14 protein-coding genes are annotated in these 12,030 nt (G+C 47.2%); 8 read left to right on the forward strand and 6 right to left on the reverse strand.

Annotated features, from left to right (window positions below):
• Positions 1-26: 26 nt before the first annotated feature.
• Entirely contained in the window at positions 27-176 is a 150-nt protein-coding gene (locus QUA02_RS22510) for a hypothetical protein (protein ID WP_333030811.1), read from the reverse strand.
• An 86-nt stretch (positions 177-262) separates the two neighbouring features.
• Between QUA02_RS22510 and QUA02_RS22515 the strand changes: the two genes are divergently transcribed.
• The 4 genes from QUA02_RS22515 to QUA02_RS22530 all read left to right on the forward strand — a co-directional run bounded on the left by QUA02_RS22515 (position 263) and on the right by QUA02_RS22530 (position 3,812).
• Positions 263-523, forward strand: a complete 261-nt coding sequence (locus tag QUA02_RS22515) for a hypothetical protein (protein ID WP_333030813.1) — start codon at positions 263-265, stop codon at positions 521-523.
• Positions 524-569: 46 nt separating this feature from the next.
• Positions 570-1,946 (forward strand): hypothetical protein, encoded by a 1,377-nt coding sequence (locus QUA02_RS22520; protein ID WP_333030814.1) that lies wholly within the window; start codon positions 570-572, stop codon positions 1,944-1,946.
• Positions 1,947-2,249: 303 nt separating this feature from the next.
• On the forward strand, positions 2,250-2,996 hold the full coding sequence (locus QUA02_RS22525) for an MORN repeat-containing protein (protein WP_445305197.1): 747 nt from the start codon (positions 2,250-2,252) through the stop codon (positions 2,994-2,996).
• 102 nt (positions 2,997-3,098) lie between these two features.
• Positions 3,099-3,812 (forward strand): MORN repeat-containing protein, encoded by a 714-nt coding sequence (locus tag QUA02_RS22530; RefSeq protein WP_333030816.1) that lies wholly within the window; start codon positions 3,099-3,101, stop codon positions 3,810-3,812.
• A 118-nt stretch (positions 3,813-3,930) separates the two neighbouring features.
• On the opposite strand, the gene QUA02_RS22535 is transcribed toward QUA02_RS22530, so the two are convergent.
• Positions 3,931-4,512, reverse strand: coding sequence for a Uma2 family endonuclease (locus tag QUA02_RS22535; protein WP_333030818.1), 582 nt, complete (start codon positions 4,510-4,512; stop codon positions 3,931-3,933).
• A gap of 1 nt (position 4,513) precedes the next feature.
• Entirely contained in the window at positions 4,514-4,702 is a 189-nt protein-coding gene (locus tag QUA02_RS22540) for a hypothetical protein (protein WP_333030819.1), read from the reverse strand.
• A 160-nt stretch (positions 4,703-4,862) separates the two neighbouring features.
• On the opposite strand from QUA02_RS22540, the gene cax reads away from it, so the two are divergent.
• Complete coding sequence (gene cax / locus QUA02_RS22545; RefSeq protein WP_333030821.1) at positions 4,863-5,960, forward strand: calcium/proton exchanger; 1,098 nt, start codon at positions 4,863-4,865, stop codon at positions 5,958-5,960.
• A gap of 128 nt (positions 5,961-6,088) precedes the next feature.
• Here cax and QUA02_RS22550 read toward each other — a convergent pair whose 3' ends face one another.
• Together QUA02_RS22550 and QUA02_RS22555 are read right to left on the reverse strand one after the other, a co-directional pair.
• Entirely contained in the window at positions 6,089-6,796 is a 708-nt protein-coding gene (locus QUA02_RS22550; RefSeq protein WP_333030823.1) for a Uma2 family endonuclease, read from the reverse strand.
• A 214-nt stretch (positions 6,797-7,010) separates the two neighbouring features.
• Positions 7,011-8,675, reverse strand: coding sequence for a DUF655 domain-containing protein (locus QUA02_RS22555; RefSeq protein WP_333030824.1), 1,665 nt, complete (start codon positions 8,673-8,675; stop codon positions 7,011-7,013).
• A gap of 190 nt (positions 8,676-8,865) precedes the next feature.
• Between QUA02_RS22555 and QUA02_RS22560 the strand changes: the two genes are divergently transcribed.
• From QUA02_RS22560 to QUA02_RS22570, 3 genes are all read left to right on the forward strand, one after another.
• On the forward strand, positions 8,866-9,267 hold the full coding sequence (locus QUA02_RS22560) for a DUF7682 family zinc-binding protein (RefSeq protein ID WP_333030826.1): 402 nt from the start codon (positions 8,866-8,868) through the stop codon (positions 9,265-9,267).
• Positions 9,268-9,307: 40 nt separating this feature from the next.
• Entirely contained in the window at positions 9,308-10,498 is a 1,191-nt protein-coding gene (locus tag QUA02_RS22565) for a cysteine desulfurase family protein (RefSeq protein ID WP_333030827.1), read from the forward strand.
• A gap of 155 nt (positions 10,499-10,653) precedes the next feature.
• On the forward strand, positions 10,654-11,676 hold the full coding sequence (locus QUA02_RS22570) for a tetratricopeptide repeat protein (RefSeq protein ID WP_333030830.1): 1,023 nt from the start codon (positions 10,654-10,656) through the stop codon (positions 11,674-11,676).
• A 59-nt stretch (positions 11,677-11,735) separates the two neighbouring features.
• Here the strand turns inward: QUA02_RS22570 and QUA02_RS22575 are convergent, their stop codons facing one another.
• Positions 11,736-11,900 carry a hypothetical protein gene (locus QUA02_RS22575; RefSeq protein WP_333030833.1) on the reverse strand — a complete coding sequence of 55 codons (165 nt, stop codon included), beginning with the start codon at positions 11,898-11,900 and terminating at the stop codon, positions 11,736-11,738.
• Between the last annotated feature and the right edge of the window lie 130 nt (positions 11,901-12,030).

The following is a 12,030-nucleotide window of genomic DNA, read 5'->3' on the forward strand; positions in this document are numbered from 1 at the left end:
AAATCGGTTTTTTAGTCGGCTCACTTTTAGCGAACATCAAATTCTACAACATCTTTTTTAATTTTGACATCGTAATTGCCAAAGAAATCGTGACCGAGCAGACCAATTTCCATTTGTTTCGCGATCGCCACTTCGACATTTTGGATGGCAGCACCCCCAACCAGAATCGATCGCACCAGCCCGATCCTGTTAAAGTGCGATCGAGCTGCTGGGAACTCACATCGGGTACCAATGTCATCACCTTGGTTTCTGGCTGATGTGAATGAGAATGCACCTCGCGGCCCCCCACAGATCCCAATGCCACCAAAACGGCCGCAAAAACAATCTTGGCGATCGCCAAGTCCGCTTGAGAATCAGTTTTGCCATTATTTATATAAATACCTTGATTGATTCAATATGTCGAACAACGACCACCACTGATATGCTAACCCGCTCCCGAAAACCGCTCGCTCGATCGCCCGATCGGCCCCTGCCGGAAAACTTGGCAATTTTCAAGCGATCGCATAACATCGAACACAGATAAACTTAAAACGGCAACAGGCTGTAATTGTAGAGCCTTGTTGGATATCTTGAAATTAAGCATTTGGGGGCGATCGGCAATGCACAAACTTTTATATTTTGCAACTATAGGACTACTAGCTTTCTCGATCGGAGGCTGCGGTGGCGAGGGGAGCAACACAGCCAGCCCCAGCCCCAGCCCCAGTGCAGCTTCTCCCTCTCCGGCAGCCTCTGCCAGTCCCACCCCAGGAACTCAGACTTTCCAGTCTCCAATAGTAGCCGCCCAGCCTCCCGGGTTAATTCGATCGACCAACCCAGACGAACGAGCCAGACAGGCTCAAACAGACATCGGCGACAACAAAAACAGGAATCCCACGCTGAGTCTTCCGCCGGTGGCGCAAGGCCCCTTGACAGCCAATCCTTCTCAGGCAGACCCCTTTGGGCCGCTGCCGCCGATCGCATTACAAATCCCTCCAGGAGCTGGCGGAGTCGGTGGGATGACCTCAGCACTCCCCAAACTCCCACAGCGACAAGTAGCCGTGCTACCCAAACTGCCCGAGTTCTTGGCTCCCCCTCCAATTGGAGCGCCCGTTCCAGGTACTCAGAGAGGACCTGAGATATCTGGCCCGCGAGGAACTCAGCAAGTAGCAGGTCGCCCGGGCGACCCTTTACTTCCAGGAGGTAATGGAGCGCAACTTGGATCGCCGCCCCAAGTTCCGGGGATCGATACTCCTCAGTTAGGTCGCGGTGGCAGAAATGGTTCCTTACCCGGAGGTAATGGGGCCCAACTTGGCTCGCTTCCCCAAGTCCCAGGGCTAAATGCTCCTCAGTTAGGTCGTCTTCGTACATCCCCACCTGGACTCGAACCAATAGCAGCTAGACCCATAGGAGTGCCGGATCTGCCGGAACTGCCAGTAGAAAAGCGCCCCACCCAGTGGAAAGACCCGAATGCCAGGGTAGCAGCTAGACCCCTGGGTACACAGACTCGCCGTTCGAGCCCACCGCGCCCGCCCCAGCCAATAGCAGCTAGACCCATAGGAGTGCCGAATCTGCCGGAACTGCCAGTAGACAAGCGCCCGCCCCAGTGGGTAGACCCAAATCCCCCGCCTCCTCCGCAGATCCCAGTAGTTCCGCCACCGCCTTCTACTGACCTAGCTACAGGCACTGAAGTGAGCGGGGTGGTAAAAGTGGGGAACGAGACGCAAGTGATTGTCAAAGTACCCAATGAACCAACAAGTCGATATGTCAAAGTCGGCCAGCGGCTGTCTAACGGGCAAGTGTTGGTGAAGCGGGTAGATATCAAGCAAGGAGCCGATCCGATCGTGATTCTGGAGGAAAACGGCGTTGAGGTAGCCAAAGCAGTTGGCGAAAAACCCGCCAGTCGCCAACAACCCGCTAATGCAGTTATTAGCCGTTTGCCAATTACTAATAGCTCATCGCGACGCTGAAAATTGACACTAAAGCATGAAAAATGCTAAAGGCAAAAATTAGAGTTTTTGCCTTTTTGCATTTAAGACCGATCTCGAATCTGAATGTAAAATTAATAGAGGGATAAAAAAATAGAAGACATTTCGGCGAGTCTTAGCTTCTAGAAAATCCCTATTAGTAATTGAAATCAAAGGAGATTTATCATGCTCGGTTCAATCTTACATCTTGCACCATTCTCAAGAACAGGGAAGATGCCTGTGAAGCGAAGAGTGAATTTTCTTGTGGGGTGGGCAGGATGCCCGCCCCGATCGGGATTATTGCAAATGGTGCAAGATGTCAGTTCAATTCAAAAATTAGGGATGGCGATATTAGTTGCTTCTTGTATCGGAGGTGCTGGTCATCTGTTTAATCCCCAGCCGTCAATGGCTCAGCAAAAAGAAGAAGGAAAACGCCCTCCCATCTGCCAAGGCAACCCTCCTACGGGAAGAGTGAAATGCAATTACGAGGGAGGCGATAACTACGAGGGAAATTTCGTCAACGGCCTGCCCGACGGCAGCGGAGTCTACGTGTACGCTAATGGCGATCGCTACGAAGGACAATTTCGGAATGGAGTGCCAAATGGTAGAGGGACATTCATTTTTAAAGATGATGGCCGCTACACAGGCGTGTTCCAAGACGGCACAATGAGGTCTGGGACGGTCGTTTTCCCCAACGGCGAGCGCTACGTCGGAAACTTCGCAGTCGTCAGGAACATTCAGACTAATGCCATTAGCAGCCAACCCGCAGGGCGGGGTCAATTTTTTTACTCGAACGGCGATCGCTACGAAGGACAATTCTTTGCCGGCGCGCCCTTTGGCCCGGGTGTATTGGTGCGCGTAGACGGCACTCGCTGTTCCGGCAGGTTTTTCAATCAAGAACTTGACGCTAGTGTCTCCTGCATTTACCCCAACGGTACGCGCTATGAAGGAGAATTGCGAAAGGGAGTGCCTCACGGTGTCGGAACGATGATCGATGCTAGCGGCAGGCGCTTTCCGGGGGTATTTCGCAACGGCAAGCCCGGACTTTCGTAAAGGATAAATTGAGGTTTTCAGGCAACTTTCGACAACAAATCGGACAAAAGGCAAAGGACAGAAGAAAATAATATCTAACAGCGCATAGGAGAAAGTTGATTAATGATTTCCCGTTTTAAAACCAGTGGAATCGCTTTATTAGTTGCATCAGTGTTGGGAATTGGTAGTGATGCCACTTATCCGTTTCCGTCAATGGCGCAAGGAACAGAAGCTAAAACCGGTCAGTGCGTGCCAAGTATCGCTACAGGTAGGGTCAGGTGCGATTATGACAGCGGTGATAGCTACATCGGACAGTTCGTTAACGGTTTGCCCAGTGGCACGGGGGTATACGTATATTCCAGCGGCGATCGATATGAAGGGCAGTTCCGTCTGGGTAAACCAAACGGTCGAGGACAATTTATATTTAAGGATGATGCCCGCGTCGAGGGCATATTCCGAGATGGCAAAATCAGCTCCGGGACAGCTATTTTTACTAATGGCGACCGCTATGTGGGCCCGTTTTCTCTCGATCGAAATGTGGGTGTGCCGACTGGACAGGGGCAATTCATTTTTGTTAACGGCGATCGCTTTGTCGGTCAATTTTTAGGGGGCAAACCTTTAGGTACGGGCTCGTTCACCCGCGCTGACGGCAGCCGGTGTTCGGGACAGTTCTATAGTCAAGAACTCGATGGCAAGGGTCGCTGTTCGTTCTCCAACGGTATCCGCTATGAGGGAGAGTTGCGCAAGGGATTGCCTCACGGCAAAGGGACAATTATCGATACCAGAGGCCGGCGTTTTCCGGGAGTGTTCCGCGACGGCCAGCGGCTCGAACGATAAACTGGGAATAAGTGGAATAAGTGCGATCGGTTAGCAAGTGAGCAACGGCTAAAAAAACAGAATACCCCGATCCCCGACTTCTTAAAGAAGTCGGGGATCTAACAGAAAAGTGTTGGTTCTAAATGCGATCGGGATCGACTCCTAACTCTCGCAACTTCGCCGCCAATCTTTCAGCCCGTTGGCGCTGCTCGTCAGCCCGTTGTCGCTGCTCGTCAGCTTGCTGTTCAAGTTCCTGCAACTGAGCTAGTTCTTCTTTAATCAACTGTTCAACTAATGGCGGAGACAGTATTTCATTCATTGATAATATCAGATCGGGAAATACTACAGATACCATTTGTTGCCCCGGCACAAAATCTGTTTGCGTATAAATTTCTTCACCTTCAGGAAAGGCTAAAACTCGCACCAGTTGCTTGTTACGTGTAGGGTCAACAATCACATATTCGGGCACGTTAGCTAGTTCGTACTCAGCTCGTTTAATAATATAATCGGCCCGCCGATTTTGACTCACTACCTCTATCACTAACAGCGGCTTTACATCAAAATCGAGGATGGCAGCACCTGGTCTAGCAGCAGCTTGTTCCAAAAGACTTTGAGTGCAAACAACTACATCAGGAATGCGGGATTTATCTTCTTCTGTCCTCACTCCCAAACTGGTTTTTGCTACTAAATCAAGATTATGTTCAGCTAGATAACGCTGCAACTTAATAAACTAAATACTCGCAAATTTTGATGTGTAAAACTGTTGCTGTTGGCATCGGAATTAATTTGCCTTTGTACAGTTCATATTGTAAATCGGAATCAGTTTGATAAAATCGGTATTCTTCAAAAGTTAATGTGGGTGAATTATCAACTTGCTTCTCTTCAACCACTGGCAGTACAGATTGAGACATATCTTTTCACCAATGTCGATATAATTTTATTATATTCAATCTGCGTTGCTCTGCGTGCATCTGCGACTAAAAGTCCAAACTATAGTGAAATAATGTAAAATTAACATTGCGATCGCCCCGACAACTAAACCTCACCCTTCATTACACCATCCGAGTTTCTATGTCAATCAAAAAAATTCTTTCCATAGCGCTGTTAATTTTCATCCCGATTTCCATCGCCGCTGAGTATTTGCACTGGGGTTCCCTCGCAGTTTTCATCACATCCGCTTTAGGCATTATACCTCTGGCGATTTGGTTGAGCACCGCTACAGAAGAAGTGGCGATCGTTACAGGCCCCTCCATAGGCGGCTTATTAAATGCAGTTTTCGGCAATGCTACGGAATTAATTATTGCCATAGTTGCCCTGAAAGCCGGCTTAATTGACATTGTGAAAGCCAGCATAACCGGCACAATTATCAGTAACTTGCTCTTAGTCATGGGATTTTCCATGCTGTTAGGAGGAATCCGCTACAAAGAACAAGAATTTAAGCCAATTATCGCGCGAGTGAACGGTTCCACAATGACTCTAGCAGTAATTGCAATTCTGCTGCCGACAATGGTAATTTACACCTCAAATGGAGTCGAACCCGCAGCAATTCAGAATCTTTCTTTAATAACTGCGATCGTCCTAATTGCAGTTTACGCTTTAACTCTGCTATTTTCCTTAAAAACTCACAGCTATCTTTACGAGGTCGGCATACTAGAACTAGAGTCAGAAAATACTCAAAATACCGATGAATCTACTGCACACAAACCGAATTTGTGGCTGTGGATAGGAGTGCTAGTTGCCTCAACTGTTGCCGTTGCTTTTGAATCTGAAATTTTCGTTGGTGTTGTCGAAGAAACTACCAAAGGATTGGGATTGACGCCGCTGTTTACAGGGGTAATTCTGTTGCCGATTGTTGGCGGCGCGGCCGAATATGTAACTGCGGTGGGAGTTGCGATGAAAAACAATATGGATTTGTCAGTTTCTGTGGCGATGGGTTCGAGTTTGCTAGTTGCTTTGCTGGTAGCGCCGGTGTTGGTGATTATCGGATTAGTGATTCATCAGCCGATGGATTTAAACTTCAATCCGTTTGAAGTAGTTGCAGTTGCCATCGCAGTGACAATTGCCAATCTAATCAGTCTCGACGGGCGCTCTAATTGGCTCGAAGGAGTGCTGCTTTTAGCAACATATATCGTGTTAGCCGCAGCATTTTACTTTCATCCCATTACTTGATTTCTCGTTGAACAGGCAAGATGCCTGTTCCACAAAAACTGAATTTTATTAACTGGTTCCCAAGAAGAGTCTGGTAACGAGTAATACCAGTAAAGTGCATTGCGCGGAAAGCGCAACGCACTTTACTGCTAAATAGCATCCGGGTCTATTCCCATCTCCCGCAAGCGCGCCGCCAGTCGCCCTGTGCGTTGATACTCCTGCTTAATTAAATCTTCGACAAGTGGGGGAGATAGAATTTGATCTACTGATAAAATCAAATCTGGAAACTGTAAAGACACGATGTTTTGCCCTGGCACAAAATTAGCTTGCTCGTAAGCAGTTTCATTTTCCGGTAAAGTTACAACTCTCACCCTAGTCCGGTTAGGTTTGGGGTCTGCCATCCAATATTCCGGTACTCCAGCATTTTCGTATTCTGCTCTTTTTGTCACGTAATCTTGACGCTCGTTTTGGCTGACAACTTCAACAATTAACACTGGCGTTTCATCTAAATCTAAGACACCAGCACCGGGTCTAGCAAGCAGTTGTTCCCAAAGACTTTGAGTACAAACAATCACATCAGGAATGCGCGAGGAATTCTCTTCCGTTCTCACTCCCACATTAGTTTTGGCCACCAAATCGAGATTGCGTTCAGCTAAGTAACGCTGCAATATGTAAACTAAGAATTCGCAGATGCTTGCGTGTAAAGCCGTTGCTGCTGCCATCGGTATTAATTTTCCCCTGTGAAGTTCGTAGAGAACGTCAGGTTCTCCCTCATAAACAAGATATTCTTCAAAAGTTAAGGTTGGCGAAGCATCAACTCGATCGTTTTCCGAAACAGGTAAAACAGACTGAGACATATTTATCCGCGCTCCGGTTTGAGTTCTGTGAATTAATTTTACACTTTCTAATATAGATAGGACTTACGAATGGGGGCCCAGAAACCGGGTTTTTTTACGAAAATATTTCGTTGTAGCCCGCAGATTAGGTAAAAAACCCGGTTTCTTTGTCGGAGTGCGTAAGTCCTGATAGAATTTGATAAGAAAAAACTAAAGTCATAACTATGAACTGAACTTAAAAAGTTACTCGATCGCGCCATCTCTCTAAAAGCTTGTCCCCAATGCCCTGAACCCGCGCCACGTCGTCCAAAGAGGTAAAAGGTTGCTGTTGCCGCGCTGCAATAATTCTCTCGGCTAACTTCGGGCCAACCCCTGGCAAAGTTTCTAATTCTTCCTGAGTGGCGGCATTCAAATTAATTAACTTTTTACCCGCAGCAATTTGAGGTTTAGCGATCGCAGATTTTGATGCTGCTTGTAGTGAATCGCACTCTTTTTTCTTAGCGTCAATTTTCTGTTTGATTCGGGCGGGAATTCCCAAGATTGCACCTTTGTAAAGCCGATCGAACTCCCGCTCAAAATGGGCCGCAACCGTGGGACTGTCGATCGCCAGCAGCGTCTCGTCATTCCCGTGATTTGCCGCCTCAGTCCAGTTGTGAGAACCTGTAAGCACCGTTTTGCCGTCCACAACGCCGAATTTGTGGTGCAGGCGATCGCCCATCGGTAACAGCGGCACTCCCACCGCAGTCAACGGCTTTCTCCAAGGGCGATTGTCAGCTTCTAACCGGCAATCTTCCATGAAAGTCGCACCCATCATATCCAAACCTTCACTGTACGAGCGATAAATAAAATTAGACTCAATTAAAGCTCGCACCGCAACTCCCCGCCTAGCTTCAATTTCCAGAGTATTTGACAACCGCTGGGCCGAAAATACAAACAATGCTAAATCAACCGACTTTTTTGCACTACCCAAGGTTTTGTTAATCAAACTGTTAACGCTTTTTTCCCACGGGAAAATCTTGGAAGTCGGCGAAAATTGCACCGCAACAGTCGCATTCCCTACCCTCACTTTTTGTACTTGACGAAACGGCTTTTTGATGCCAAATTTGCTGTCCGGTTTGCCTCCGGGCCCGTCGCCCCACATGATGTTAAATTCTTGAGTAAATAGTTGCGCTAATTGAGCATTTTCAATTTTCAGCAAATTGTTCGCATTGCCGCGACTTGCTGCTGTCTTGAAATCGCCGTGTATATCGCTTGTGGTAAAATTAGCAGAGGTTACTATTACTGTTTTGCCGTCAATTACTACAAATTTGTGGTGCATCAAACCGCTGCCTTTACTGCCGTCAGCAGTATCGTCAATTACAGGAATCCCGGCCTCCTTGACAATTACCAAAGCATCGCCTTGCTTGATTTCCTCGGAACTCAATTTGCCGTCTTTATTGGTATCGGCAAGTTGCACAAATTCGCTGTAACGATCGCGCTCTCTTTCCGGTAATTTCGCCAACTCCTGGGCTGTAAAATCGCCAGGGGGGCGACTGTACAGATGTTCGACAATTAATCTAACTTTAATTCCCGATCGCTGCCTATCGGCCATCTTTTGGGCAATACCGGGCAAGCGAAACTCCTGAACCGCTACATCTACCGTCGATCTAGCATTAGCTACGGCAAAAGCGACCAACTTTTCTAAATCATCTCCAGGTCTCGTTTGCTGGCGGTAAGGCTCTGTATAACTCGAAGCGATCGACTGATTGAAGTATACTTGCAACAACGGGTCTTGAGGCAGCGGAGCCAGACTCAGAGGTAAATTCTGCACGTCTTGCTTTGTTTGTCCGCAGCCCGCCAGATTGATCGCCAGCAGCCCACCACAACACAAACCGAGTAAATTATAATAAAATACAGTCACAAAAATTTAAAATAATTGAGGTTATTGGCTCACCCACAGTTCAAATATATTCGATAAAGTAAACTTAGAACCCATTAAATTTATGCAAGGGAATAGATTTTGCGTCTTGTAGGACTGCCTCGATGCCGGAAGCATCACTGGTAGGGTAGCAGCATTCAGGGGCGTGGGTCAAACCCGATACCGCTGCTTTATGGCTAAAAGAAAAAGAATTTTTCAGTGCGGTCACAAAGGATATGGTAAAGCGTGCCATCGCTGCACGCAAGAGTTGGTGGCGCAGCAGCATTACGTTGAAGTGCTGGCAGAAAAACAAACCAAAAAACAAGAGAGGGAAGCATCATTTGCTAGAGATATCATCGATCTCAGAGGTCTGCCCGACCACGTAGTCACTAAAGCTCGCGCAATTATAGCAGCTTTGGGCGAAAATAAGAATTACAGAGATTTCGGCGGCAAACGCCTGCGTCACAACCGTTTGATCGTGAGTATTCCTGTAACGCGCAACTACAGAATGCTTTGTGAAGATTGCGGCACTTTCTTAATTCCCCAAAAAGTTTTGTCGCACGAAGACTACAACGTCTGCAAACCAGGAAGTTAGTAATCAGTCATCAGTCATTAGTTATTAGTTATTTAAATCCATGCAAATTTACCTCGACTATAGCGCCACAACACCTGCACGCCCAGAAGCGATTCAAGCCATGCAAAAAGCCCTGACTCAGCAGTGGGGAAATCCTTCCAGCTTGCACGAGTGGGGACAAAGGGCGGCGACAGCTTTAGAATTAGCGAGAATGCAGGTTGCTAGCTTGATTAACGCGCTACCGGAATCGATAATTTTTACCAGCGGCGGTACTGAAGCGGACAATTTGGCAATTATGGGAGTTGCCCGTCTTTATACAAAGCCGCAGCATATTATTATCTCTAGCGTAGAGCATTCTGCCGTAGCAGAAACCGTGCGACAACTTGAACAATCGGGATGGGAAGTGACGCACCTACCGGTGGATAAGTTTGGGCGCGTTCACCCTTGGGATTTGCAGCAGTCACTGCGATCGAATACAGTGTTAATTTCGATCATTTACGGACAAAGCGAAGTTGGCACCCTGCAACCAATTGAAGCCTTGGGACAGATTGCGCGCGATCGCAATATCATGTTTCATACCGATGCAGTTCAAGTTGCCGGCAAGCTGCAAGTTGACGTGCAGAAACTGCCCGTAGACTTGCTTTCCCTTTCCAGTCACAAACTTTACGGGCCGCAAGGTGCGGGGGCGCTTTACGTGCGTCCTGGTGTGGAATTAGTGCCAATATTGGCTGGTGGTGGTCAAGAATTGAAACTGCGTTCCGGGACGCAAGCGCTGCCGGCAATTGTCGGTTTTGGGGTGGCGGCGGAGTTAGCATTGCAGGAAATAGATGTGGAAACGCCGAGGTTAATTGCATTGCGCGATCGACTTTTTGACCGATTAGCCAATGTACCCAGTTTAGTGCCAACGGGCGATCGATATTGTCGGCTGCCGCACCACGTCAGTTTTTGCATCGTCTCCCCTTCCTCCCGCCCTTACCAACAGAGGGATACAGGGCGAATTACAGGCAAAACTCTGGTGCGGCAGCTAAATTTAGCAGGAATTGGCATTAGTTCCGGTTCCGCTTGTAGCAGCGGCAAACTCACTCCCAGTCCGATATTATTAGCAATGGGATATGATGAAATCGGCGCCGTTGGTGGAATTCGCTTAACTCTAGGACGAGAAACAACAGAAGCTGATATTGATTGGACAGTAATTGCGATCGAGCAAATTTTGGATAGATTAATGCCAAAGGTAGCATTGTGTAGGAATTAGAAAACCGGGCGGTTTGTCTGCACGCACAATCTAAGAAACCGGGTTTTTTCCGATATCTTCGCCTCCGATCAAAGATTGTCGCAAAAACCCGGTTTCTCGCCACCCACGCACAACCATGCTACAATAAACCCGATATTATTCACAACTCCCCAACAATGGAAGAAAGCCGCGCCCAAGCCTACCTAGAACTAATTCACACCCTGCTGAATTGCCCCAACGGCGAAGAACCGCAGATATTACAAGATAACTCAGAATTGTTGGATGTCGAATTTCTGGAAACTTGCGAGTTAGTAGCAGAAAAAATGGCACAACAAGGAGGACAAAACGGCGCTGAGTTCCTGCGAAATCTGATCGGCCAGCTAGCACAATTAATCGATGTCAACGATGGTGATATTTCCGCAGGTGAAAATCCCCAAGAGTATGCAAACTTTATTCTAGAATTATTGCAAGCCGAAGATGGTAGCAATAGCAATACAGCAGTAATTTACCCGATGCTAGGTGAACGAAAACATCTACTAAATGCTCGTTTTTCGGACATTTTAGAGCAAGTAATGCAGAAATTAATTGGTGGAGAAAATGCACAAACTATTGATTCAATTGTCAGTCTCGTTGAAGACTTGAGCATTAATATTAGTAATTTTTCCGGTGGGAATAGAGCGGATAATATTGAAATTGCAATTGCCGCTTATCAACTTGTTTTAAATAATCGGCAACCCGGAAGCGAAAAGTTTGCTCAAACTCAAAACAACTTAGCTGCTGCCTACATTACCAGAATAAAGGGCTCGCGGGCCGAAAATGTGGAAAGGGCGATCGCCCTTTATGGCGCTGCTTTAACAGTCTACACCCTTGAGGCTTTCCCGGAAGATTGGGCAATGGCTCAAAATAACCTAGCTGCTGCTTACGCCAACAGAATCAACGGTTCGCGGGCGGAAAATATCGATCGCGCGATCGCATTTTTTGACGCTGCTTTAAGTGTTCGTACCCGCGAACAGTTTCCTGAAGATTGGGCAATGATTCAATATAACCTAGGTAATGCCCACAATGACAGAATCAACGGTTCGCGGGATGAAAATCTCGAAAAGGCGAGATCCTTTTATCAAGCAGCATTAACAGTATATACCGGTGAGGATTTCCCTGAATATTGGGCAATGATTCAAAAGAAGCTGGCTAATGCCTAATGTGAGGCTGCTTTAACAATCTCACAAACCGGGTTTTTTTCCGATATCTTCGCCTCCGATTAAATATCTTCGCAAAAACCCGGTTTCTCGCCACCGCGCACAATCTCAGAAACCGGGTTTTTTCCGATATCTTCGCCTCTCACCAAAAATTCTCGCAAAAACCCGGTTTCTCGCCATTTAGAGAATTGGCAAACGGTCGATCGCTCCCTAGCACCTTTTGCCATAATTAGGCTAAAATAAATTCACTCCAATTATTAGTTTGTCATACCATTAATTGTGTAGATACTGTCTTGAACTGTCAAGGGGTAGCAAGTAAATAATTGGGGTCGAAAGGCTTTTGGGACTTTAAAATCC

The organism is Microcoleus pseudofavosus SVA1_A4, from assembly GCF_036700565.1.
Taxonomy (GTDB): Bacteria; Cyanobacteriota; Cyanobacteriia; order Cyanobacteriales; family Microcoleaceae; genus Microcoleus.

Bases quoted from the DNA above. Each gene is read 5' to 3' on its own strand.
- QUA02_RS22525 (WP_445305197.1), top strand. From the start codon at position 2,250: ATGGTGCAAGATGTCAGTTCAATTCAAAAATTAGGGATGGCGATATTA.
- QUA02_RS22570 (WP_333030830.1), top strand. From the start codon at position 10,654: ATGGAAGAAAGCCGCGCCCAAGCCTACCTAGAACTAATTCACACCCTG.
- QUA02_RS22530 (WP_333030816.1), top strand. From the start codon at position 3,099: ATGATTTCCCGTTTTAAAACCAGTGGAATCGCTTTATTAGTTGCATCA.
- QUA02_RS22575 (WP_333030833.1), bottom strand. From the start codon at position 11,900: ATGGCAAAAGGTGCTAGGGAGCGATCGACCGTTTGCCAATTCTCTAAA.
- cax (WP_333030821.1), top strand. From the start codon at position 4,863: ATGTCAATCAAAAAAATTCTTTCCATAGCGCTGTTAATTTTCATCCCG.
- QUA02_RS22560 (WP_333030826.1), top strand. From the start codon at position 8,866: ATGGCTAAAAGAAAAAGAATTTTTCAGTGCGGTCACAAAGGATATGGT.
- QUA02_RS22540 (WP_333030819.1), bottom strand. From the start codon at position 4,702: ATGTCTCAATCTGTACTGCCAGTGGTTGAAGAGAAGCAAGTTGATAAT.
- QUA02_RS22550 (WP_333030823.1), bottom strand. From the start codon at position 6,796: ATGTCTCAGTCTGTTTTACCTGTTTCGGAAAACGATCGAGTTGATGCT.
- QUA02_RS22515 (WP_333030813.1), top strand. From the start codon at position 263: ATGAGAATGCACCTCGCGGCCCCCCACAGATCCCAATGCCACCAAAAC.
- QUA02_RS22565 (WP_333030827.1), top strand. From the start codon at position 9,308: ATGCAAATTTACCTCGACTATAGCGCCACAACACCTGCACGCCCAGAA.